19 protein-coding genes and 2 tRNA genes are annotated in these 20,664 nt (G+C 61.0%); 9 read left to right on the top strand and 12 right to left on the bottom strand.

Features of this window, described 5'->3' with window-relative positions; genetic code table 11:
* Window positions 1–26 precede the first annotated feature (26 nt).
* From EB233_RS21305 to EB233_RS21315, 3 genes are all read left to right on the top strand, one after another.
* On the top strand, window positions 27–1,067 hold the full coding sequence (locus EB233_RS21305; RefSeq protein ID WP_027051589.1) for a sugar ABC transporter substrate-binding protein: 1,041 nt from the start codon (window positions 27–29) through the stop codon (window positions 1,065–1,067).
* 117 nt (window positions 1,068–1,184) lie between these two features.
* Window positions 1,185–2,180 carry an ABC transporter permease gene (locus EB233_RS21310; RefSeq protein ID WP_064991671.1) on the top strand — a complete coding sequence of 332 codons (996 nt, stop codon included), beginning with the start codon at window positions 1,185–1,187 and terminating at the stop codon, window positions 2,178–2,180.
* Window positions 2,181–2,193: 13 nt separating this feature from the next.
* Entirely contained in the window at window positions 2,194–2,964 is a 771-nt protein-coding gene (locus EB233_RS21315) for an SDR family NAD(P)-dependent oxidoreductase (protein WP_064991573.1), read from the top strand.
* 70 nt (window positions 2,965–3,034) lie between these two features.
* Here EB233_RS21315 and EB233_RS21320 read toward each other — a convergent pair whose 3' ends face one another.
* Window positions 3,035–3,712 carry a hypothetical protein gene (locus tag EB233_RS21320; protein ID WP_064991574.1) on the bottom strand — a complete coding sequence of 226 codons (678 nt, stop codon included), beginning with the start codon at window positions 3,710–3,712 and terminating at the stop codon, window positions 3,035–3,037.
* Between the two features lie 86 nt (window positions 3,713–3,798).
* Window positions 3,799–3,874: transfer RNA gene (locus EB233_RS21325), tRNA-Val, on the bottom strand.
* A 217-nt stretch (window positions 3,875–4,091) separates the two neighbouring features.
* On the opposite strand from EB233_RS21325, the gene EB233_RS21330 reads away from it, so the two are divergent.
* Window positions 4,092–4,168, top strand: a tRNA-Asp gene (locus EB233_RS21330).
* A gap of 217 nt (window positions 4,169–4,385) precedes the next feature.
* On the opposite strand, the gene rbsK is transcribed toward EB233_RS21330, so the two are convergent.
* From rbsK to EB233_RS21345, 3 genes are read right to left on the bottom strand one after another with little or no spacing between them, the layout of a single operon-like run.
* A complete protein-coding gene (gene rbsK, locus EB233_RS21335) occupies window positions 4,386–5,315 on the bottom strand; it encodes a ribokinase (RefSeq protein WP_064991575.1) in 930 nt (309 codons plus the stop codon).
* Window positions 5,316–5,319: 4 nt separating this feature from the next.
* Window positions 5,320–5,772 carry an RbsD/FucU family protein gene (locus EB233_RS21340; protein ID WP_027051584.1) on the bottom strand — a complete coding sequence of 151 codons (453 nt, stop codon included), beginning with the start codon at window positions 5,770–5,772 and terminating at the stop codon, window positions 5,320–5,322.
* Between the two features lie 39 nt (window positions 5,773–5,811).
* Window positions 5,812–6,861, bottom strand: coding sequence for an ABC transporter ATP-binding protein (locus tag EB233_RS21345; RefSeq protein WP_064991576.1), 1,050 nt, complete (start codon window positions 6,859–6,861; stop codon window positions 5,812–5,814).
* A gap of 277 nt (window positions 6,862–7,138) precedes the next feature.
* On the opposite strand from EB233_RS21345, the gene EB233_RS21350 reads away from it, so the two are divergent.
* From EB233_RS21350 to EB233_RS21360, 3 genes are all read left to right on the top strand, one after another.
* On the top strand, window positions 7,139–8,803 hold the full coding sequence (locus tag EB233_RS21350; RefSeq protein WP_064991672.1) for a type 2 periplasmic-binding domain-containing protein: 1,665 nt from the start codon (window positions 7,139–7,141) through the stop codon (window positions 8,801–8,803).
* A gap of 88 nt (window positions 8,804–8,891) precedes the next feature.
* Window positions 8,892–10,013, top strand: a complete 1,122-nt coding sequence (locus EB233_RS21355; protein WP_064991577.1) for a carbohydrate ABC transporter permease — start codon at window positions 8,892–8,894, stop codon at window positions 10,011–10,013.
* A 75-nt stretch (window positions 10,014–10,088) separates the two neighbouring features.
* The gene (locus tag EB233_RS21360; RefSeq protein WP_027051580.1) at window positions 10,089–11,006 is read left to right on the top strand and encodes a carbohydrate ABC transporter permease; all 918 of its coding nucleotides are present in this window, start codon (window positions 10,089–10,091) and stop codon (window positions 11,004–11,006) included.
* A gap of 26 nt (window positions 11,007–11,032) precedes the next feature.
* Here EB233_RS21360 and EB233_RS21365 read toward each other — a convergent pair whose 3' ends face one another.
* The 3 genes from EB233_RS21365 to EB233_RS21375 are packed head-to-tail and all read right to left on the bottom strand — an operon-like array spanning window position 11,033 to window position 13,148.
* A complete protein-coding gene (locus tag EB233_RS21365; protein ID WP_155765438.1) occupies window positions 11,033–11,710 on the bottom strand; it encodes a hypothetical protein in 678 nt (225 codons plus the stop codon).
* Between the two features lie 52 nt (window positions 11,711–11,762).
* The gene (locus EB233_RS21370; protein WP_064991578.1) at window positions 11,763–12,506 is read right to left on the bottom strand and encodes a creatininase family protein; all 744 of its coding nucleotides are present in this window, start codon (window positions 12,504–12,506) and stop codon (window positions 11,763–11,765) included.
* Window positions 12,507–12,509: 3 nt separating this feature from the next.
* On the bottom strand, window positions 12,510–13,148 hold the full coding sequence (locus EB233_RS21375; protein ID WP_171892248.1) for an SIS domain-containing protein: 639 nt from the start codon (window positions 13,146–13,148) through the stop codon (window positions 12,510–12,512).
* Window positions 13,149–13,253: 105 nt separating this feature from the next.
* On the opposite strand from EB233_RS21375, the gene EB233_RS21380 reads away from it, so the two are divergent.
* Complete coding sequence (locus EB233_RS21380; protein ID WP_064991579.1) at window positions 13,254–14,276, top strand: aldo/keto reductase; 1,023 nt, start codon at window positions 13,254–13,256, stop codon at window positions 14,274–14,276.
* Window positions 14,277–14,368: 92 nt separating this feature from the next.
* Here the strand turns inward: EB233_RS21380 and EB233_RS21385 are convergent, their stop codons facing one another.
* The 4 genes from EB233_RS21385 to clpP all read right to left on the bottom strand — a co-directional run bounded on the left by EB233_RS21385 (window position 14,369) and on the right by clpP (window position 19,722).
* Window positions 14,369–14,641, bottom strand: a complete 273-nt coding sequence (locus EB233_RS21385; RefSeq protein ID WP_006201846.1) for an HU family DNA-binding protein — start codon at window positions 14,639–14,641, stop codon at window positions 14,369–14,371.
* A 197-nt stretch (window positions 14,642–14,838) separates the two neighbouring features.
* A complete protein-coding gene (gene lon, locus EB233_RS21390; RefSeq protein ID WP_027051575.1) occupies window positions 14,839–17,250 on the bottom strand; it encodes an endopeptidase La in 2,412 nt (803 codons plus the stop codon).
* A gap of 272 nt (window positions 17,251–17,522) precedes the next feature.
* Window positions 17,523–18,797 carry an ATP-dependent Clp protease ATP-binding subunit ClpX gene (gene clpX / locus EB233_RS21395; RefSeq protein WP_064991580.1) on the bottom strand — a complete coding sequence of 425 codons (1,275 nt, stop codon included), beginning with the start codon at window positions 18,795–18,797 and terminating at the stop codon, window positions 17,523–17,525.
* 295 nt (window positions 18,798–19,092) lie between these two features.
* The gene (gene clpP, locus EB233_RS21400; protein ID WP_064991581.1) at window positions 19,093–19,722 is read right to left on the bottom strand and encodes an ATP-dependent Clp endopeptidase proteolytic subunit ClpP; all 630 of its coding nucleotides are present in this window, start codon (window positions 19,720–19,722) and stop codon (window positions 19,093–19,095) included.
* Between the two features lie 338 nt (window positions 19,723–20,060).
* Here clpP and EB233_RS21405 point away from each other — a divergent pair, with 338 nt between their 5' ends.
* Window positions 20,061–20,651 carry a hypothetical protein gene (locus EB233_RS21405; protein WP_064991582.1) on the top strand — a complete coding sequence of 197 codons (591 nt, stop codon included), beginning with the start codon at window positions 20,061–20,063 and terminating at the stop codon, window positions 20,649–20,651.
* Window positions 20,652–20,664: the final 13 nt, after the last annotated feature.

The raw sequence follows: 20,664 nt of genomic DNA on the forward strand, positions 1-20,664 counted from the left end.
GTCCGGCTTAACAGGGAGCCAACGACATGAAGCGAATACTTCTTGCTGTCTTCGGTATCCTGGCACTGGCCTTTGCCACGCTCACGCCGGCATTCGCCCAGTCCAAGGGAACCGTCTATTACATGGTGCCGACGCTGCTCGACGAGTTCCAGACCGGCTCGGTGACCGCGCTGGAGCTGTTCCTGAAGCAGGTCGGCTACGACATAAAGACGCTGAACGCCGACAACAAGACCGACGCGCAGCAGTCGCAGATGAACGACGTCATTGCGCTGAAGCCGGCGGCGATCATCCTGGCGGCGGTCGACTTCAACGCGCTAAAGCCGTCCATCGAAGCCGCGCGCGCCGCCGGCATTCCGGTGGTCGAATTCGACCGGCAGATTACTTCGACGCCGTCCGATTTCACCTCGGTGGCGGGCACTGTCGAGATCGGCCACATCGCCGCCGACCAGGCGGAGAAGCTGTTGAAAGCCAAGAACGGTTCTGTAAAGGGCAAGGTGCTGCAGGTGCTCGGCGATCCCGGCGATCCCTACACGCTCGACATCCAGAAGGGTTTCGAGGAGAAGATGAAGGCGTTCCCGGACGTCAAAATCATCTCGCTGCCGGCGATGCAGTGGGAAGCCAGCAACGCCGGCACCATCGTCGCCGACCAGATGTTGGCCAACCCCGACATCGACCTGATCTTCAGCCATGCCGCTCACCTGTCGGTCGCCGCCGTCGCCTCGCTCGAGGCCGCCGGCAAGAAGCCGGGCGACGTCATGCTGATGAGTTCGAACGGCGCGCCGGTCGGCCTCGACCTGATCCGCAAGGGGTGGCTCAACGTCGAAGTCGAGCAGCCGCTCTACGCGCAGGCCGCCGCCGTCGCCATGTTCATGGACAAGATCGTCAAGAAGCAGGAGATCAAGCCCGGCGACTATGACGTGCTCGGCCTGAAATCGACCGTGACCAAGGAAGCCTGGGGTCCGAACATCAAGATCCCGGGCGCGGCCATCACCAAGGAAAACGTCGACAATCCGGCTTTCTGGGGCAACCAGAAAGCACCGACGGATACTGTCAAATCGGTCGAATAGGCCGGTTACGAGCCACTCCGGGCCATCCTGGCCCGGAGCCGCTTCTCCGCAACTTCAATCCGCGCAAGATCGTCACCGAAGATCGAGTTTCGGTTCATGCGCCAGCCGGATCAGCCCATGAACCCCCGCACCCGCCATGCCCTGGAGTTCGTTCTCGACAACCTCGTCTGGTTCATGCTGCTGTTCGTGCTGGTGGTCTTCTCCATCTTCATCCCAAACTATTTCCAGCTCGGCATCTTCGCCAACATCATCGAGGCATCGAGCGTGCTCGGCGTCATGTCGATCGGCCTGGCGCTGGTCATCATCGCTGGCCACATGGATCTGTCGGTCGAATCGGTCGCCGCGCTCAGCGCCATGGCGGTCGGCATCCTGTTCTGCTCATCGGGCATAGGCATGGGCGTACAATTGCACCCGGAATGGCTGATGGTTCCTGTGTCGCTGCTGCTGGCGCTGGCCGTCGGTGGCCTGATCGGCGCCTTCAACGGGTTTCTGGTCGTCAAGGTCAAGATGAGTGCCTTCATCATCACGCTCGCTTCCTACATCTGGGTGCGCGGCCTGGTGCTGGTCATTTCGGGCGGACGCTCGGCGCAGGATCTGGCTCCAGCGATCCGCTGGTTCGGCATCCAGAGGCTGATCGGCCTGCCGCTCACCGCCTGGATCGCCATCGCCTGCTTCGTCGTCTTCTCGCTGATCATGGCCAAGACGCCGTTCGGCCGCCATCTGGTGATGATCGGCGGCAACGAGACCGCGACCTTCCGCGCCGGCATCCGGGTGAACCGCAACCTCGTGATCGCCTTCGTGCTGGCCGGCGCCATCGCCGGCCTTGCCGGCTGGCTGCTGGCGATCCGCACCTCGGGCGCTACGGCCAATCTCGGCGTCGGCCTTTTGTTCAACGCCTTCGCCGCGGTCGTCATCGGCGGCGTCAGCCTAAAGGGCGGCGTCGGCACCCTGCCCGGCGTCTATGCCGGCGTGCTTCTGCTCTCGGCCATCAACACGGCGATCAATCTGATGGGGCTGCCCGCCAACTTCACCCAAGTCATCCACGGCCTGCTGGTGCTGGCGGCCGTGCTGCTCGACGCCTTCAAGCAAACCATTCGCCAAAAATTGGCATGAGAGGGGCACGCGCATGACAGGACGGCTGAAGGACAAAGTGGCGCTGATCATCGGCAGCGCGCGCGGCATCGGCAAGGGCATCGCGCTGCGCTTCGCAGAGGAAGGCGCGAGCATGGTGCTGGCCGACAGCGAGGCCGAGGCCGGACAAGCGACCGCCGACGAACTTGGCGTCCCTTTCATCCACACCGACATTTCGCGGATGCGCGATGCCGAGGCCGCGGTGGCGCTGGCGCTGAAGCAGAACGGCCGGCTCGACATCATCGTGCAGAATGCCGGTATTTATCCCTGGCAGTTGATCGAGAACACCAGCGCCGACGACTGGGACCGCGTCATGGCCGTCAACCTGCGCGGCACCTTCAACGCCAGCCGCGCGGCGCTGGTGCCGATGAAGGCGCAGCGCTTCGGCCGCATGCTCTACACCTCGTCCATCACCGGACCGCACGTGACCAGCCCTGGCCATGGCCACTATTCAGCCAGCAAGGCCGGCATCAACGGCTTCATCCGGGCGGCGGCACTGGAATTCTCAGGCTACGGCATCACCGTCAACGGCGTCGAGCCCGGCAACATCCTGACCGAGGCCATCCAGCAGCACCGTGGCGCCGCTTATATCAAGAACATGGAGGATTCCATCCCGCTTGGCCGGCTGGGCAGCCCGCGCGACGTCGCCAACGCCTTCCTGTTCCTGGCCTCGGACGATGCCAGCTACATTACCGGCACGACCATCGTCGTCGATGGTGGGCAGTTGCTGCCGGAGGGCAAGGATTTCCGAATGGCGCCGCCGTGACGTCGCAACCGTGTTCTGCGAGGGAAAGGCGCCGTTATTCCGTCCCAGTTCTTCGGCGTCCTGCAAGGCTTTACCGGAACCAGTTGAACAGTTCTTCGAGCATTCCGGGCGGCTCGAGCGAGAACACGGCTCTAAATGTCGTCGGCTGATCGCTGGAAAGTACCGATGCGAGCGGTCGAGAATACGATGCCGTGCGGCCGTCGTCCGATATCGTGCCACTTGTCTCGACGATGCGCGGAGCCGTCACCGTCCACGCAATATGCCTGCCTGACATCTTCGCCAAGATGAGGGTCTGCAACCCTTGCGCCATCGGATCGTCGGCATATTTGCCGGTTGGCTTGAGACTGGGGAAGCTGACGATGAATTCGTAATTTTCCCCAACGCGGTTGAGCTGGACGCCTTGCCTCTTGTCGCCTCCGATGTTGGCGTTTGAAAGAGCCGCGACAAGATCGTCTGTCTTGCCGGAGAAAGACACGGTGCAGACTTCGTCCCCTCCCTCGGTGGTCCGCTCGGCCGTTCCGGTAATCGCCTTCGAAGACAGCAGCTTTTCAGAACTGCACCAGTTGCTGTTCACATCCTTGGCCATTGCAAGCGCCGTGGCATCCACGGCTATCCGGACGTTGGCCGTAGCGATGCCATCGCGTCGAAATGCCAGATCCTGCTTCAGGTCGAAGCAGCCGGCCACCAAAAGACATCCGATCAACGACGCCACAATGTCTCGACGAATGGGAAACATCGAAAAGCGCATCACACCTGTCTTCGAGATATCGGCTCGGCTCTATGCGACAACGGCCAGCCGACGATGCGAAATAGTCTAAAAAACCAAAGGCTATATGGTGGGCGATGACGGACTCGAACCGCCGACATCTTCGGTGTAAACGAAGCGCTCTACCAACTGAGCTAATCGCCCGCTCCGGCGCGGACCTTTAAGCGGTCGCGACCGGCTTCGCAAGGCCAAATGAACAGGCGACACCCTCTTCGCAAGCCGGATTTGCGAACAAAACGCCGGCTGTCAAAAAACCTTCTCCAGTTTGCTGTTATGATGGTTTGGTGCGCTTGACACCCGGTGGCGAACCCCTTATCCAGCGGCCCAACGACGAACACGGCTGACACGTGCTCGTCAATGCGCGGGTGTAGCTCAGTTGGTTAGAGTGCCGGCCTGTCACGCCGGAGGTCGCGGGTTCGAGCCCCGTCACTCGCGCCATTTCTCTCAAGGGTTTCAAACCCTTGGCTCAAAGAGAAATGTCGACGTTGGATGTCAGGATGTCTCCCTTGTCAAAAGCATGAATTGACCCGGGTTCCTTCGAACCGGGCTCGATTGCTTGTGCATACGGCAAGGCGTCGATAGCCGGATCCCGAGGGCCAAAGGCGTCGAGCCAAGCTACCGCTTGGGCTTTCGGCCCCAATAGCCCGGCCCGGAATCAAGCCTTCGCCAGCAGCGCCTCGACCTCCTGCAGCGTCGGCATCGAAGGCGCCGTACCCGGACGTGTCACCGAAATGCCGGCGACGGCGCAGGCGAAGCGCACCGCCTCCAGCGGCTCCACGCCACGCGACAGCGCCGCGGCGAAGCCGCCGTTGAAGGCGTCGCCCGCACCAGTGGTTTCGACCACCGGCCCGGCACTGATGGCGGGGACATGTTCGGAGCGATCCTTCGAGTGCAGAAGCGCGCCCTTGTCGCCAAGCGTTACGATGACCGTGCCGACGCCCTTTTCCAGCAGCTTGCCGGCGGCGGCCCGCGCCTCATCGACCGAGGAGACTTTCAGTCCGGTCAATTCCTCCGTCTCGGTCTCGTTCGGCGTGAGATAGTCGCAGAGCGTGTAGATGCGATCGGGAAGCTTTGCAGCGGGAGCGGGATTGAGGATGGTCGTCACCCCTGCCCCGCGGGCGATCTCCAGCGCCCGTATCGCTGCGTCGATCGGCTGCTCGAGCTGGGTGACGAAGACGCCGGCGCCACGAATCATGGCGGCATTGGCCTCGATATCCTGCGGCGAGATCAACATCGCGGCGCCGGGACTGACGATGATGGCGTTGTTGCCGCTTCCCTCTTCGACGAAGATGTAGGCGGCTCCGGTATAGCTGTCCGGCGTGTCGATGACGGCGCTTTTCACCCCGGCATCCTTCCAGGTCCGCTTCGCCATGTCGGCGAAGGCATCAACGCCGAGCCGGGTCAGGAAGGTCGTGTCGGCGCCGAGCTTGCCGGCGGCCACGGCCTGGTTCGATCCCTTGCCGCCCGGCCCCAGCTTGAACGAGTTGCCGAGGATCGTCTCGCCCATACGCGGCTGGCGATCGGCGCGATAAGCGGTGTCTGCGACGAAGACGCCCAATATGACGACAGGCTTGCTGGAGGCCATGCTGCTACTCCGCATCCGGCGGGACGACGCCCTTGCGGAAGGCGAAGCAGCCGTAAAAACGGCGTTCGCCGGTCTGGATCACACAGTAGGCCTGCTTGGCACGCTCGTAGAAGGCGTAGCGCTCGACCGGCAGCATCGGCCACGACTTGCCCTCCGCCGCGTCGATTTCCTTTTGCACTTCCTTCTGCACGGGCGGAATCTCGTCCGGTTTGCCGACGATCTCCATGCGCGCGGCGGAATCATCGACGAACGTATCAAGCGGATAGAGCGACAGCACCGCCTTCACCACCTCGGCCGCCGATGCATCGATGCGCAGCAGCCGGCCGAGCGCCGTCTGGCGCGCCACCGAATCGGACGGGAAGTTGGTGTCGGCAATGATCAGATCATCGCCGTGGCCCATCGCCCGCAATGCCTGCAGCACGTCGGCGTTGAGCAGCGGATTGATGCCTTTGAGCATGATAGTCCTCGTGAAGTGCGTTTGAGAGAGACGTTGCGGTCAGAGACGCTGGCCGATCTCGGCGTCGAAAAGATGGATCTGGTCGAGCCTCGGCTTCAGCGTCAGCGTGTCGCCGGGCTTGAAGTCGTGGCGTTCACGGAACAACGCCACCATCTCGCCGTCGCCGAAGCGCAGGAACACCAGCGTTTCGGACCCTGTCGGCTCGACCACGGAAATCTTCGCCGCTACGCCGTCGGGATGAATCTCCAGATGCTCCGGGCGCACGCCGTAGACCACCGCACGCCCCTCTTCCACGGCACTGTTCGCTGGAATGGGGAACAGCGTTCCCGCCACGTCGACGCCGCCCTTGCGCACGATGCCCTTGAGCAGGTTCATCGACGGCGAGCCGATGAAGCCGGCCACGAACAAATTGGCCGGCCGGTCGAACAGTTCCAGCGGCGCGCCGACCTGTTCGATGCGGCCATCGCGCATGACGACGATCTTGTCGGCCATGGTCATGGCCTCGATCTGATCGTGGGTGACGTAGATCGTCGTGGTCTTCAGCCGCTGGTGCAGTTCCTTGATCTCGGTGCGCATCTGCACTCGCAGCTTGGCGTCGAGGTTCGAGAGCGGCTCATCGAACAGGAAAACCTGCGGATTGCGCACGATGGCGCGCCCCATCGCCACGCGTTGACGCTGGCCGCCGGAGAGCTGCCTTGGATAGCGCTTCAGATAGGGATTGAGATCGAGGATATCGGCTGCACGCTTGACCCGCTCGGCGACCACGGCCGGGTCGGTCTTGCGCAGTTTGAGGGCAAAAGCCATGTTCTGCTCGACCGTTTTGTGCGGATAAAGCGCGTAGTTCTGGAACACCATTGCGATGTCGCGTTTTGCCGGAGGCAGATGATTGACGACGCGGTCGCCGATGGCGATCGTGCCGCCAGAAACGGTCTCCAGCCCGGCCACCATCCTGAGCAGCGTGGACTTGCCGCAACCCGAGGGGCCGACCAGCACAACGAACTGTCCGTCAGCGATGTCGACGCTGACTTCGTGCAGAACCTTGACGGTTCCGAACGCCTTGGCCACCTTGCTGATTGCGACTTGAGCCATATCTCCTCCATCGGCCGTAGGCGCAGAAGCTAACTAACGCGACCTGTCAGGGCAAGTCGGTCTCTTATAGATAAAAACCCGTTCTCGTTGACACGGGGTTTGGTTGTGAGAATAGTGGCGGGCGCTGGTCCAAATGTCGGCACCGATCGGCAGGGAATATCAATCGACGCAGGGTGGGGTCCTGCCTAATTCGTTTCCGAGCCGGGAGCACAATGGTGCTTCAGCGTCCGACAGGTGGCCACATCAATTCACACTGATGTTCTGGGAGGAACAGTCCATGAAAACAGATATTTACGAGAAACTGGTTCGCGCCGGTGCCACGAGGCGTGACGTCTTGAAGGGTGCGGCCAGCATGGCCGCGATCGCGGCGGCATCCGGCGTTGGGCTCGGCGCCTCGACGCGTCCTGCATCGGCGGCAAGCGAACTTCGTGCGAAAATCCTGCAGATTCCCGGCGTTGGCAAGGGCCAACCGACCGACGCCGATTTCCAGAAGGTCGGCGAGCTCTGCCTCGAAGCGACCAAAGCCAACGTCAAGGAAGGCGAGTTCGCCGGTGTCGAGCTCAAGTTCATGGGCCTCAACAACCAAAACCTGCACAACGTGCTGTTCCGTGGCTTCCTGAAGCCATGGGAAGCCTATACCGGCGCCAAGATCAGCTGGATCGACCTGGCGCAGGCCGACTACAATGCCCGCCTGCAGCAGTCGATCGCCACCGGAACCGTCGATTTCGATATTGCCGAGATGGGCGCGCCTTTCGAAGGCGACGTCTGCGGCAAGGGGCTCACTTCGGTAATGCCGGACTGGGTCAAGAAGCAGATCGATATCGACGACTTGGTCAATTATCTGAAGCCCCCAGTCGGCACCTGGGATGGCAAGCAGTATCGCGTCACCATCGACGGCGACACGCACAATTTCAACTACCGGACCGACGTGTTCGCCGATGCCGACCTCGCCAAGCAATGGAAGGACGGCGGTGGTGCCGGCGAATGGGGCGTGCCGAAGACCTGGCAGCAGGTGCAGGCCGTCACCAAGTTCCTCAAAGGCAAGAAATTCAAGGGCCAGGACGTCTATGGCTATCTCGACGCGCCCAAGCCATGGGGCGGGTTCGGCTTCTACTTCCTCGGCAGCCGCGCCACCGCTTACGCCAAGCATCCCGATGACAAGGCGTGGCTGTTCGACGCCGACACGATGAAGCCGCGCATCAACAATCCGGCCTGGGTGCGCGCCATCCAGGATGTCATTGACGCGCTGCCGTCCGAACCCGCGGACCAGATCAACGCCGACCCCAACACCACCGGCTTCCAGCAGTTCCTGGCCGGCACGGGCTCGATGATCCCCTGGTGGGGCGACATCGGCTCCAACGTCAAAACCAACGATTCGTCCGTGATTGGCGACCTTTGCGGTTTCGACATCCTGCCGGGCTCGGATGACGTCTACAATTCCAAGACCGGTAAATGGGACAAGCTGCCGAGCGGACCGAACTATGCGCCCAACCTCGCTTATCTCGGCTGGGGCGTCTATGTCATGGCCCGCGTCGACAGCGATCCGAAGAAGCAAAAGGCCGCATGGAGCGCAGCGGCGCATCTCGGTGGCAAGGATCTGGCGATCTGGACAGCGATGTATCCGTCCGGCTTCCAGTGCTACCGCAACAGCCAGCACGACATCGACGAATGGGTGGCCGCCGGCTACGACAAGGCATTCATCACGAGTTACCTCGATTCCCAGTTCAACTCCTACAACCATCCGAACGGCGCGATCGAGCCGCGCATCCCCGGCATCTTCCAGTACTACAGCGCTGCCGAGGATATTTTGGCCAACACCTTCGCCGGCAAGATGAAGGCGCAGGAAGGCGCCGATGCCATCGCCGCCGCCTGGGAAAAGCTGACAGACCAGATCGGTCGCGAGAAGCAAGTGAAGCTCTACAAGGCCTCACTCGGCATGTAGGCTGCCTATGAACCGTGGTCCGGCGGCAACGCCGGACCACAGCCTTCGGCTCCGGCTCCAAGAGGGGCCTTCCAAACGGGCGAGATTTGTGGCTGACCAGACTTCGACCGCGAACCAGTGGCCGGCAGATGCCGCCCCCTACGATCTGATCTCTCCTGCCCGCAAACGGCTTGGCTGGGCGCTTATGGCTGCGGCGACGCTCGGCTTGTTGGCGACGATCCTGCTTCAGATCCTCTACAAGAGCGAGGTCGACACGATCGGCTTCGAGACTTGGCGGCCCGTTGTCTATGCCTACGTGCTGTGGGGCGTGGCAATCGGCATTGGCCAAGTGCTGACCCGCGGCGAGGACGGCCAGCGCGCGCTGTTCCTGCTGCCTGCGCTGCTCTTCACCATCGCCATGGTCATCTTCCCGACGCTGTTCGGATTCTACATCGCGCTCACCGACTGGAACCTCAGTTCCTTCAATGGCCGCAGGTTCAACGGGCTAGATAATTTCTGGCAGATGCTGAGCGATCCCTACTACCGCAATGCGCTGTTCAACATGGTGCTCTATGTGCTGGCGGTGCTAGTCGAATATGTCATCGCCTTCGGCCTGGCGCTGCTACTCAACGCGCAGATTCGGGCGCGAAAGTTCTTCCGTGTCGTCTTCCTGATGCCGCTGATGCTGTCGCCGGTGGCGGTATCGTGGATGATCGGTAAATCGCTGATGGAGTACCGGTTCGGGCCGGCGGCGACGCTGGCGCGCCATCTCGGCTGGGAGAACCCGGCCTTCTTCTCCGATCCGATCACCGCGCGCATCTCGGTCATGCTGCTCGATGCGTGGACCTTCATTCCGTTCATGATGATCATGCTGCTTGCCGGCCTGCAGGCAATGTCGCGCGAGGTGCTGGAAGCGGCGCGCGTCGACGGCGCCAACGCATGGCAGACCTTTTGGCAGGTCACCTTCCCGCTGATGCTGCCGGTTTCGGTAACGGCGGTGATCCTGCGCATCATCTTCAAGCTGAAGCTCGCCGACATCATCATCACGGTGACGTCAGGCGGCCCGGGCGGAGCGACCGATTCCGTGTCGAGCTTCATCTACCGCGAATATCGCGACCGCTCGAATGTCGGCTACGGCACCATGCTGGCGATGGCCTATCTCGTCATCATCGTCGTGTTCGTGACCTGGCTGTTGAAGCTCGCCAACCGCTTCGTGCGCAACGTCAACTAGAGCAATTCCAGGAAAAGTGTGAAACGGTTTTCCGTCCGGAATTGCGTCAAAATAAAGAGTTGGAACGGCCGGATCATGAGCGTTCAGACCACCGACTATACCGTTTCCGAAATCCGCTCTCCGGCGAGCTTCATCACCAGCCGCGTCTTCATCTACGGCGCGCTCGTCTTCTGGGCCTTCATCTGCCTGTTCCCGATCTACTGGACGATAACGACCTCGTTCAAATCGGCGGTCGACGTCACGCAAGGCCACCTGATCCCCTTCATCGATTTCCAGCCGGACTGGAAGGGCTGGCGTTCGCTCGGCCTGTCGCCGGATTCGATCTTCCAGACCTCGACGGTGCGCGATGAGTTCTTCAAGCGATTCATGAACTCGGTCATCACCTCGGTCGGCGCATCGAGCCTTGCCATCGTCATCGGCAGCCTGGCCGCATACGGCCTCACCCGCTATCGCTACAAATTCGCCTGGTTCAAGAACGAGGACATCTCCTTCTTTTTCCTGTCGCAGCTGATCCTGCCGCCCGTGGTGCTCGCTCTGCCCTTCCTGGTACTCTACCGCGAAGTCGGCCTGCTCGACACGCGCCTCGGTTTGATCCTGCTCTACACACTGATGGTGCTGCCGATCGTCATCTGGATCATGCGTGACCAGTTCAACTCCATCCCGGTCGAGTTGGAAGAAGCCGCCCTTGTCGATGGCCTGTCGATCTGGGGCGCGTTCTTCCGCATCGTCATGCCGATCGCGCTGCCGGGCATGGTCGCCGCCTTCATCCTGGCGATGGTGCTGTGCTGGAACGAGTATTTCTTCGCCGCGCTTTTGACCTCGACAGATGCCAAGACCATTCCCGTCATGGTCGCCAGCCAGACCGGCTCGCAAGGCATCAACTGGTGGTCGATGGCCGCCCTTGCCACTGCGGCGATTGCGCCACTGGCGGTTATCGGCATCGCTCTGGAACGCTATCTCATCATGGGTATGACGGCGGGAGCCGTGAAGTAAGCCAAGCGTCAAGTCTAATTCAAGGCTTATTTGATAAGGCTGAGCGCGGAAGCAAGATTGGACTGCATACTCTCAAGTCGCGGCACAGCTCTCGACAGTGCTGCCAAGCTTTGCGAACCTCTTAGTGAGCAAGTCCTTGAGTCACTGCTATTATCCCGGGCTGCAGAGGAAAACTGAATCCCTTCCGAAATATCGTCGTGGAGATTTTTGGCCGACGTGCTGGCTTGATCTACGAAGATTTTTATTGACTCAATTTGAGATTTTTTTGAATCGTCTCCGCTGGATAGCTTACTAGCACTGTCCCTCAAAGATTGGATTTCAGAGTCCTTATCCTTTATGATACCCTGGAGAGCAGTTATCTGATCATCAGCTCTTCTCTTATTTTCAATGTATTCATGACCAGTGAAATTTGTAACTATGTATAGACAAAAACCGAATACTGCGGCAGTTCCTCCTGCTTTAAAAAGACTCTTGTATTCAAATCTCGCGTCAAATGGAAGAAAGGCAAAGACCATTGAGCATGAAAGAGACAGAACAACAAGGTATAATATATTCGATTGAACGGTAGGATCCTTAAAACCAGCAAAAAGTATCACCGACAAAAACAGTATTGCTACAAAAAAAATAATGTAGTCGAAACCGCCGAGACTTTTTTCTGGATCAAATCCTCCCTGCGCCGTATGGACTGCCTCTCGACCAGACATAACTTTCCCCTAAATTCCACACCATTAGACTTATCTAAAATAGCACGAAGGATTATGATTGTAAAATCTGCTTCAAGTTTGCCATGATCATGGCGACGCCCTCTTCTCCAAGCTCAGCCGATGCCTCCTTAGCGCTTGCCGTATACCAGCCTTTATTGTCGGCGAAGCGGTCGGCGTCGACAGCTTCCGGGCATAGCGCCAGCATCAATGACGTCTCGCCAATGCCGGCATGATCGAATGGGTACTTGCCGTTCATGGCGGCCGGCATCAGCGGATGCACCTGCACCCAGTTGAAGAAGTTTTCGCCCGCGGCATGTCCGGCATAATAGTCGGCCATCGTCTCGGAGCCCCACCAGCCCTCGCCGCGCTGCTTCTCGAGAAACCGAAAGATCGCCTGGCGGCCAGCGGTCTTGAAGGCGAGATCGGTCGGCATGCCGGCGGCGAAATTTTCGGTCTGGTGGTGGATGATGGCGTGGATGTTGCGGAAGCCGATGCGCAGCAGGCTGTAGAACAGTTCCTCGCCGAACGGCGCCAGCTGATTGCCGCCGACCTGCACCGAACCACTGCCTTCCGGCGGCGCCACCGCGTAGCTCGCCGCGCCATAGTAGAAGGGCGGCAGGATAACGACGTCCCTCTCATTCTCGAACAGTTCCAGCGTCTTGATGACAGCCAGCGTGTCCATGCCGACGGCCATGTGCTCGCCATGGTATTCGAGCACGCCGAGAGGCAGCGCGACCGGCCAATTCTCAGCGATCGCCTTGCGGATCTGGTGCGGCAGCATCAGCTCATAGCGCATGATCTATTCCATGTTGGTGTGGCGCGCGCGCATGGCTTCGGGAGACGCACCGGTCAGGGATTTGAGCTTCAGCACCATCACCTCGAACAGCAGGAACAGCGCGCCTTCGAACACCGAGCCCATCGGCAGCACCGACGTTTTCCGCGGCCCCTGGTCATTGGCCATGGTCTGGGCCGGGATGAGCAGCGTGGCGTCGGCCAGTTTCGCCGCACTGGCGCCGGCCTGGGCGGTCAGCAGCAGGACGGTCGCGCCGGCATCGCGCGCGACGCGCATCAAGGTCAGAACCGTCGAGGTCTCGCCCGGCCCGGAACTGGCCAGGAAGACGTCACCAGGCCCCAGCGGCGGCGTGGTCATGTCACCGACCACCGAAACCGGCAGGCCGAGATGATAGAGCCGCATGGCAAAACCCTTGACCTGCAAGGCCTCGCGGCCGCAGCCATAGACGACGATCTGCCTGGCTCCTGCCAGCAGCTCGCAGGCAGCGTCGATGCGGCTCTGGTCGACGCGCGCCAGCACGTCGCTGAGTTCGCCGAGTGCTGTTTCGAACAGGCTTCCGTCGTTTTCGCTCACCGCGAACCTGCCATCGAATTCCTCCCGCAAGCGTCGCTTTCGCAGCCCTTTGAACAGCTTGATTTCATTCATGCTAGCAACCGCGAAAATGCGTGTCCAACGGTCCGCGACGCTTTTGCCTGGCCACAGGCATGATAGTGTCATGTCAGACAAATCAAACGAGGCGAACAGCAGCATATGAAGACCCGGCATTTCGACCGCATCGGCAATGGGGGCATCACCTTCACCGAACTCGGCTTCGGCACGGCGCCGCTCGGCAATCTCTACCGCGCCGTTTCGGACGAGGATGCCAGTGCCACGCTGGAGACCGCCTGGGCGACCGGCTGCCGCTACTACGACACCGCGCCGCTCTACGGGCTCGGACTGTCGGAAACCCGGCTCAATCCGTTCCTGCGCGGCAAGAAACGTGACGACTATGTGCTGTCGAGCAAGGTCGGCCGCCTGATGCGCGCCTGCCCGCCGGAAGAGCGCACGGGCATCGGCAAGTTCTTCGACACGCCATCGCGGCGCGAGGTGTACGACTACAGCTATGATGGAGTGATGCGCTCGTTCGAGGCCTCGCTCGAGCGCCTTGGTGTCGACCGCATCGACATCCTGTTCGTGCACGATGTCGACATCTTCACGCATGGCAGCAAGGACGCATCCGACCAGCGCATCGAGGAGTTCATGCGCTCGGGTTACTATGGGCTGCTGTCGCTGCGCGACCAGGGTGTGATCAAGGCGTTCGGCGGCGGCATCAATGAATGGCAGGTTGCCCAGACCCTGGCCGAGCGTGGCGATTTCGACCTGTTCCTGCTCGCTGGGCGCTACACGCTGCTGGAACAGGAGGCGCTAACATCCTTCCTGCCGCTCTGCCAGAGGCGTGGCATCGGCATCGTGCTCGGCGGCCCCTACAATTCCGGCATCCTGGCGACAGGACCGAAGCCGGGCGCCTACTACAACTATTCCGAAGCGCCCAAGGACATTCTCGAGCGGGTCGCCGGCATCGAGGCTATCTGCAAACGCCATGGCATCAGGCTGATCGAGGCGGCGCTGCAATTCCCGCTGCTGCACCCTTCCGTCGTCTCGGTAATCCCTGGCGGCCAGCGGCCAAGCGAAGTCGAAAGCAACCGGTCACTGCTCGATGCGAAACTGCCTGCAGCCCTGTGGGCCGATCTCAAAAAGGAAGGCCTGATGCGCGCCGAGGCGCCGACCGCATGATTTGCGGGCTTCGGATGCGACCCACCGCATGCGCCATAAAAATGAAAAGCCGGGCAAGCCCGGCTTTTCTGGTCTTACAAAAATAAATGGTCTTAGTTGACGGCGTCCTTGAGGCCCTTGCCGGCCGAGAACTTCGGCACGGTGCGCGCCGGGATCTTCACTTCGGCGCCGGTCTGCGGGTTGCGGCCGGTCGAGGCCGCACGCTTTGACACGGTGAAATTGCCAAAGCCGACAAGCCGGACATCGCCGCCCTTCTTCAGTTCGCCGGTGATCACGGAAAATACCGCGTCGACCGCCGACTGCGCGTCACCCTTCGAAATGCTCGCGGCGTCGGCGACAGCGGACACCAGTTCGTTCTTGTTCATAAAAATTCCCTTCCATGAGAACACCGGAACTAACGACTCATCCGGCAGGAAACGGACTTTAGAAAGAAGCGTTCCCACAACCAAGCCGAAAAGGCAGGAAAAAAGCGGAAAAAGCCCGGAATTCCGGGGTTTTTCACATGAAAAAAGCCGGGCGCGAGGCCCGGCTTTCCGTTTGTGCGTCGCAACTTTAGGAATTACTAATGCGCGAGCGATTTTCCAGCGTCGTCCGCGGAGTCAGTGGAGGCCGGCGGATTGACCGGTTCGACCCATTCGATCGGCTCCGGCATACGCACCAGCGCGTGGCGCAACACCTCACCGACGCGTGAGACCGGGATGATCTCCATGCCGTTCTTCACATTGTCCGGAATCTCCGCCAGATCCTTGGCGTTGTCTTCCGGGATCAGCACCTTCTTGATGCCGCCGCGCAGCGCGGCGAGCAGCTTCTCCTTGAGGCCGCCGATCGGCAAGATGCGGCCGCGAAGCGTTATCTCGCCAGTCATCGCCACATCGGCGCGGACCGGAATACCGGTCAGTACCGACACGATGGCTGTCGCCATGGCAGCACCCGCGGACGGGCCGTCCTTCGGCGTGGCGCCTTCCGGCAAGTGCACGTGGATGTCGCGCTTGTCGAAAAGCGGTGGCTCGATGCCGAAATCAAGAGCTCTCGAGCGGACATAGGAGGCCGCCGCCGAGATCGATTCCTTCATCACGTCGCGCAGGTTACCGGTCACCGTCATGCGGCCCTTGCCGGGCATCATGACGCCTTCGATCGTCAGCAACTCGCCGCCAACTTCCGTCCAGGCAAGACCGGTGACGACACCGACCTGGTCGTCGGCCTCGACCTGGCCGAAGCGGTAGCGCTGGACACCGAGGTAGTCGGCGAGATTCGCCGCCGTGATGCTCACCGTCTTCTTCTTCGTCTTCAGGATCTCGGTCACGGCCTTGCGCCCGAGCTTCATCAGCTCGCGCTCCAGACTGCGGACGCCCGCTTCACGGGTGTAGGTCTGGATGATGGCGCGGATCGCATCCTCACCGACGGAGAACTCCTTCGGCTGCAGCGCGTGATCGCGGATCACCTTCGGCATCAGGTGCCGCTTGGCGATTTCGATCTTCTCGTCCTCGGTGTAGCCGGCGATACGGATGATCTCCATGCGGTCCATCAAGGGCGCAGGGATGTTCAGCGTATTGGCCGTCGTCACGAACATCACGCTCGACAGATCGTACTCGACCTCGAGGTAATGGTCCATGAACGTCGAGTTCTGCTCGGGATCGAGCACCTCGAGCAGCGCCGATGACGGATCGCCACGGAAGTCCTGGCCCATCTTGTCGATCTCGTCGAGCAGGAAGAGCGGATTGGACTTCTTTGCCTTCTTCATCGACTGGATGACCTTGCCGGGCATCGAACCGATATAGGTGCGCCGATGGCCACGGATTTCGGCTTCGTCACGCACGCCGCCCAGCGCCATGCGGATGAACTCGCGGCCGGTCGCCTTGGCGATCGACTTGCCGAGCGAGGTCTTGCCGACGCCGGGAGGGCCGACGAGGCACAGGATCGGCCCCTTCAGCTTCTTCTGGCGGCTTTGCACGGCCAAGTACTCGACGATGCGGTCCTTGACCTTGTCGAGGCCGAAGTGATCGGTGTCGAGCACGTTCTGGGCATAGGCCAGATCCTGCTTGACCTTGGAGTTCTTGCCCCACGGGATCGACAGCAGCCAATCGAGGTAGTTGCGCACGACGGTCGATTCCGCCGACATCGGCGACATCGTCCTGAGCTTTTTCAATTCGGCTTCCGCCTTCTCGCGGGCCTCCTTGGAGAGCTTGGTCTTCTTGATGCGTGCCTCGATCTCGGCAGCCTCGTCGCGGCCGTCCTCGCCTTCACCGAGTTCCTTCTGGATCGCCTTCATCTGCTCGTTGAGGTAGTATTCGCGCTGCGTCTTCTCCATCTGGCGCTTGACGCGCGAGCGGATGCGCTTCTCCACCTGCAGGACGGAGATTTCGGCTTCCATGAAGCCCATCGCCTTTTCCAGCCGTTCCTTGACCGAGAGCGTGGCCAGCATCTCCTGCTTTTCAGGGATCTTGATGGCGAGGTGCGAGGCAACCGTATCGGCGAGCTTGGAATAGTCGTCGATCTGGCTGGCGGCGCCCACCACTTCAGGCGAGATCTTCTTGTTCAGCTTGACGTAGTTTTCGAAGTCGGTGACGACCGAGCGGGCCAATGCCTCGACCTCGACCTCTTCCTCTTCCGGCTCGACCAGCGCCGCGGCGCGGGCTTCGTGGAAGTCGGGACGGTCGGTGAACGAGACGATTTTCGCACGCGAAGCGCCCTCGACCAGGACCTTGACGGTGCCGTCGGGCAGCTTCAGCAATTGCAGCACATTGGCGAGCGTGCCGATGTCGAAGATCGCATCGGGCTCGGGATCGTCATCGGCGGCATTCATCTGGGTGGCGAGCAGGATCTGCTTTTCCTGCCCCATCACCTCTTCCAGCGCCTTGATCGACTTTTCGCGCCCGACAAAGAGCGGAACGATCATGTGCGGAAACACCACGATGTCGCGCAGCGGGAGGACTGCGAAGACGCCGTCGCTGGGAGCCTTGGATATTTTGGCCATTGTCCAACCTTTCATGTCGCGGCCACCATCAGGCCAACCGCGAATCTCATATTAACGACCGGGGATCGTTCCGCCTACCACCGTTTGTGACGGGAGTTTTACAGCACGAAATCGGGCACCTCGGCCTTCCAGTGTTAGGTGGATGCAGGCGGGGCAAAGATCAAGAGTTAACATCGTCCGCAATCCACTCCATCGCCCAAGGTTGCGTGCCGTCAAAGCAAAACGGCGCCGCAACGGCGCCGTTCCACAAAAATATCGGGTCAAGCGCCATGTCAGGCGCTGACATTGCCCTTCTTTTCCTTCTGTTCGGAATAGATGTAGAGCGGCCGGGCGCTGCCAGTCACCACTTCCTCCGAAATCACCACTTCGCGCACGCCTTCGAGCGCGGGCAGTTCGAACATGGTGTCGAGCAGGATCGCTTCCATGATCGAGCGCAGGCCGCGCGCGCCGGTCTTGCGCTCGATCGCGCGCTTGGCGATTGCCGAGAGCGCGTTCTCGTGGAAGGTCAGGTCGACATTTTCCATCTCGAACAGACGCTGATACTGCTTGACCAGGGCGTTCTTCGGCTCGGTCAGGATCTGGATCAGCGCCGGCTCGTCGAGGTCCTCCAGCGTCGCCAGGACCGGTAGGCGGCCGACAAACTCCGGAATGAGACCGAACTTCAGGAGATCCTCCGACTCGACCAGGCGGAAGACATCACCGGTGCGGCGATCCTCCGGCGAAGCGACGATGGCGCCGAAACCGATCGAGGTTTTTCTGCCGCGATCCGAGATGATCTTGTCCAGCCCGGCGAAGGCACCGCCGCAGATGAACAGGATGTTGGCGGTGTCGACCTGCAGGAACTCCTGCTGCGGATGCTTCCTGCCGCCCTGCGGCGGCACGGAGGCGACCGTGCCTTCCATGATCTTCAACAGCGCCTGCTGCACGCCCTCGCCCGACACGTCGCGGGTGATCGAGGGATTGTCGGACTTGCGCGAAATCTTGTCGATCTCGTCGATGTAGACGATGCCGCGCTGGGCGCGCTCGACATTGTAGTCGGCCGACTGCAGCAGCTTCAGGATGATGTTCTCGACGTCCTCGCCGACATAACCGGCTTCGGTGAGCGTCGTGGCATCCGCCATGGTGAAGGGCACGTCGATGATGCGGGCCAGCGTCTGCGCCAGCAGCGTCTTGCCGCAGCCGGTCGGGCCGATCAGCAGGATGTTGGACTTGGCCAGTTCGACGTCGTTGTTCTTGCCGGCATGCGCGAGGCGCTTGTAGTGGTTGTGCACGGCCACCGACAGCACGCGCTTGGCGTAGGGCTGGCCGATGACGTAGTCGTCAAGAACCTTGAGGATCTCCTGCGGTGTCGGCACGCCCTCGCGCGACTTCACCATCGAGGTTTTGTTCTCCTCGCGGATGATGTCCATGCAAAGCTCGACGCACTCGTCGCAGATGAAGACCGTCGGACCGGCGATCAGCTTGCGCACCTCATGCTGGCTTTTGCCGCAAAACGAGCAATAAAGCGTGTTCTTCGAGTCACCGCTGTTGTTGCCGACCTTGCTCATTTTCCTGTCCTTTCATCGCCGCCCGCCGATGGTCTGGCTGAAAGGGCGCATACTCTATTTATCGCGGGAATCCGCCGCCGCCAGTGTCCCGGCTCCCGCAACGTATTCCGTACGAAACACAAATCAGAAAACGTGGCAATGATTCGCAGCAACCCCACACAAAGCTAAGCCGTCGAAAATCAACATAGCCTTAACGTAGGCAATCCCGATCGTCGAGGGAACAGCCAATTGTGGCCGAAATGCCGCAAGACGCGCCAAAAGCGCGTGATGGTGTCATCCAACTGCCACCCAGCCCTTATGCCACGGCGCCTTCAACCGGCTCGCGCGATGAGATGACCTTGTCGATGAGGCCGAAATCCTTGGCTTCGTCGGCGGTCATGAAATGGTCGCGGTCGAGCGTGCGCTCAATCTCCTCGTAGCTCTTGCCGGTGTGCTTGACATAGATCTCGTTGAGGCGGCGCTTCAGCTTGACGATATCCATGGCGTGGCGCTCGATGTCGGAGGCCTGACCCTGGAAGCCGCCGGACGGCTGGTGAACCATGATGCGGGCGTTCGGCGTGGCGAAACGCATGTCCTTTTGGCCGGCGGTCAGCAGCAGCGAGCCCATCGAGGCCGCCTGGCCGATGCAGAGCGTCGATACCGCCGGCTTGATAAACTGCATGGTGTCGTAGATCGCCATGCCCGAGGTGACGACGCCGCCCGGCGAATTGATGTAAAGGTTGATTTCCTTCTTCGGGTTCTCGGCTTCGAGGAACAGGAGCTGCGCGCAGACCAGCGTCGCCATGCCGTCCTCGACCGGACCGGTGATGAAAATGATGCGCTCCTTCAGGAGGCGGGAGAAGATGTCGTAGGCCCGCTCGCCGCGATTGGTCTGTTCGACCACCATCGGAACGAGGTTCATGTAGGTTTCGACGGGGTTCTTCATCTGATATCTCTTATCTCGCGGTGGGATTCCGGCGCCGGGAACGCTGGCGGATCGGGCAGAATCGGTTCTGGATCGTTGTTCCGTAGATAGGATGCCGGCTCATCCTTGTGCAAGGCCGACCCGTCCTAGCCATCTGGGTAAGTCGAATCAAGCTTTACAGCCAAGGATTCGCACCGCCCGACGCCCGCTCCGGCCTGCAGCACACGGTATTGGGCGGCAGCGTAGCAATTTCTTAACCGCGTCACTTAACGAAATGCGGCGAAACCGCTTTTCTGCGGGACCGCTTCCCTTACAATTCAACGTTGAACTTGTGTCTAAGTTCAAACAGGGGGAGTGTCATGTCCAGGAGAAGCGCATCCTTCGCCATTGCCGGGCTGGCCATGCTCGGCGCGACTTCGCAGACTGCGGCCGGCGGCCGCGCCGTCGAATGCTACGAGCCGGTCCGCACGCCCGATGTCTACGACACGGTCTACGACGATGTGATGGTCAGCCCGCCCGGCCAGCAGGTCGACTATGACCCGCCCATCTACGGCACGCGCGAACGTGTGGTCATGACCGTTCCGGCGCAGGTTCAATATGAGGTGGTTCCGGCCATCACCCGGACCGTCTACCACACCGTCAGGGTCAATGGCGGCGGCTACTCCTGGGAATGGCGCGTCATCCATGGCCGCCGTGTGCTGTGCAAGATCTGGCACAATGCACGCTATGATCGTGTCGCCGAGACGGTGGTGATCCAGCCGGAGCGTACGCGGCGCGTCGTCATCCCGGCGCAGTATGACAGGATCGCCGAGGAGGTGCTGGTGCGGCCGGAGCAGAGGCGCGTCATCGATGTCCCCGCTTCCTACCAGACCGTCGCGCGCCGCGTGCTGGTGCGCGAAGGGTCGTCAGGTTGGCGGCGTGTGCATATCCCCAGGCATTGCCAGGACTAATCGGGGCCACGAC

Source organism: Mesorhizobium erdmanii, assembly GCF_013170725.1.
GTDB classification, from domain to species: Bacteria; Pseudomonadota; Alphaproteobacteria; order Rhizobiales; family Rhizobiaceae; genus Mesorhizobium; species Mesorhizobium erdmanii.

What these genes read in the sequence shown, in the direction of transcription:
- EB233_RS21305 (WP_027051589.1), top strand. Translation starts at nt 27, where the DNA reads ATGAAGCGAATACTTCTTGCTGTCTTCGGTATCCTGGCACTGGCCTTT.
- EB233_RS21310 (WP_064991671.1), top strand. Translation starts at nt 1,185, where the DNA reads ATGAACCCCCGCACCCGCCATGCCCTGGAGTTCGTTCTCGACAACCTC.
- EB233_RS21315 (WP_064991573.1), top strand. Translation starts at nt 2,194, where the DNA reads ATGACAGGACGGCTGAAGGACAAAGTGGCGCTGATCATCGGCAGCGCG.
- EB233_RS21320 (WP_064991574.1), bottom strand. Translation starts at nt 3,712, where the DNA reads ATGCGCTTTTCGATGTTTCCCATTCGTCGAGACATTGTGGCGTCGTTG.
- rbsK (WP_064991575.1), bottom strand. Translation starts at nt 5,315, where the DNA reads ATGGCCTCCAGCAAGCCTGTCGTCATATTGGGCGTCTTCGTCGCAGAC.
- EB233_RS21340 (WP_027051584.1), bottom strand. Translation starts at nt 5,772, where the DNA reads ATGCTCAAAGGCATCAATCCGCTGCTCAACGCCGACGTGCTGCAGGCA.
- EB233_RS21345 (WP_064991576.1), bottom strand. Translation starts at nt 6,861, where the DNA reads ATGGCTCAAGTCGCAATCAGCAAGGTGGCCAAGGCGTTCGGAACCGTC.
- EB233_RS21350 (WP_064991672.1), top strand. Translation starts at nt 7,139, where the DNA reads ATGAAAACAGATATTTACGAGAAACTGGTTCGCGCCGGTGCCACGAGG.
- EB233_RS21360 (WP_027051580.1), top strand. Translation starts at nt 10,089, where the DNA reads ATGAGCGTTCAGACCACCGACTATACCGTTTCCGAAATCCGCTCTCCG.
- EB233_RS21365 (WP_155765438.1), bottom strand. Translation starts at nt 11,710, where the DNA reads ATGTCTGGTCGAGAGGCAGTCCATACGGCGCAGGGAGGATTTGATCCA.
- EB233_RS21370 (WP_064991578.1), bottom strand. Translation starts at nt 12,506, where the DNA reads ATGCGCTATGAGCTGATGCTGCCGCACCAGATCCGCAAGGCGATCGCT.
- EB233_RS21375 (WP_171892248.1), bottom strand. Translation starts at nt 13,148, where the DNA reads ATGAATGAAATCAAGCTGTTCAAAGGGCTGCGAAAGCGACGCTTGCGG.
- EB233_RS21380 (WP_064991579.1), top strand. Translation starts at nt 13,254, where the DNA reads ATGAAGACCCGGCATTTCGACCGCATCGGCAATGGGGGCATCACCTTC.
- EB233_RS21385 (WP_006201846.1), bottom strand. Translation starts at nt 14,641, where the DNA reads ATGAACAAGAACGAACTGGTGTCCGCTGTCGCCGACGCCGCGAGCATT.
- lon (WP_027051575.1), bottom strand. Translation starts at nt 17,250, where the DNA reads ATGGCCAAAATATCCAAGGCTCCCAGCGACGGCGTCTTCGCAGTCCTC.
- clpX (WP_064991580.1), bottom strand. Translation starts at nt 18,797, where the DNA reads ATGAGCAAGGTCGGCAACAACAGCGGTGACTCGAAGAACACGCTTTAT.
- clpP (WP_064991581.1), bottom strand. Translation starts at nt 19,722, where the DNA reads ATGAAGAACCCCGTCGAAACCTACATGAACCTCGTTCCGATGGTGGTC.
- EB233_RS21405 (WP_064991582.1), top strand. Translation starts at nt 20,061, where the DNA reads ATGTCCAGGAGAAGCGCATCCTTCGCCATTGCCGGGCTGGCCATGCTC.